Raw genomic sequence first — 1,412 nt, forward strand, 5'->3', positions numbered from 1 at the left:
CACTAGCCTTGCATCAAACCTAACATGAAAAAAATAAGTTATAAACATTTACTATATTTTGAAAATATTGATGAAATCGACCTGGATTTCCATAAAAAAATCTCCTATTGTTGAAGGATAGGCATGTTACCCATTCCCTCACAAAAGGAGAATCCGTATGGGTAATATACCAGATCAAACCGTCATTTGTAAATGCCTAAGTCAACTTAATATTTCTGACGATAGTTTTCCTATCTTTAATTACCGTCGAAAACTAACCTTTGTGAAAGCCGTTAAGCTGCTCATTGATGCACAATTAAGCCGTCGAACGGATCTGCAGGACATCAGCTTCGCTCTGCAAGCGAACGAAAAACTGCAACAGGCGATCAGTCTTGAAAGTATTAGCGGCTCACAAGTCACTCGCACACTAAGGGCCTTGCCGTTATGGGAACTGCAGAGGATATGGATAAATATTAACGAACGCTTACAGCAGCGCTATCCTCAGCAAGGTGTTCCGGGCATTGGGAAGCTACATATCCTTGATTCGACTGTACTCACGTTACCTGAATCCGCAGGCAAATGGGCCTATTGTTCGAAGCAGAGCAACGGCATAAAAATTCACACGAAGTTAGTCGTCGCCGATCTCAACACTGTCTATCCCGACCAGATTGTGTGCTCCACGCGGGGTGTTTCCGACCTCGAGGTGGCGTTGGATCTAGTTGTCGATCCGGATGCTATTCATGTAATGGACCGAGGATATATTAAGTACACTAATTATAAGCACTGGCTTGATCATAACCTGCAATTTGTAGCCCGTATCCAGACGAGAAATAAAACGGTAATCGTAGAGGAACGTGAGGTTGAAGAAGGGACACCCGTACAGCGTGATGCTGATGTCATCATTACTTTCAAAGATAATGATAACCAGGTGGTGGAAACTCGTCTGCGACTCGTGGAATATGTGGATGAGAAAGATCGTATGTATCGTGTGCTTACGAATGTATGGGATCTTGCTGCCTCACAAATCTGCGAAGTGTATCGGCACCGTTGGATGATTGAACTTTTCTTTAAATGGATGAAACAACATATGCAACTAGTCCATCTGTACAGCTATCATCCGGATGCGGTATGGAACCAGATTTTTTTAACGCTAATCGCATACGGCTTAGTTATGCTTGTGCGGAAAGAGTCCGAGACCACCGAACACTTATGGGTATTTCTGAAGCTTCTACGAAACTATATGGACAAAACATGGGAGCAGTTTCTCATAGCGCTGAACCGTGAACCGACCAAACGTTCAACAGGGAGAAAGAAGAAAAAGAAACGGGGACGCCCGCGCAAACATCCCAAGGAGTATGAGACGGTCATGCTGATTGTACCTAGCTAAAAAAGGCATATATACATTTATTGGTAACATGATCCTATGTATAATG

Annotated in this window: 1 protein-coding gene; it reads left to right on the forward strand. The window is 43.2% G+C overall.

The genetic code is table 11. From position 1 onward, the window contains the following. Positions 1-157: 157 nt before the first annotated feature. Complete coding sequence (locus tag V1L65_RS28585; RefSeq protein ID WP_331702757.1) at positions 158-1,366, forward strand: IS4 family transposase; 1,209 nt, start codon at positions 158-160, stop codon at positions 1,364-1,366. The last annotated feature ends 46 nt before the right edge of the window (positions 1,367-1,412 follow it).

The organism is Paenibacillus sp. IITD108 (genome assembly GCF_036541265.1).
Lineage (GTDB): Bacteria > Bacillota > Bacilli > Paenibacillales > Paenibacillaceae > Pristimantibacillus.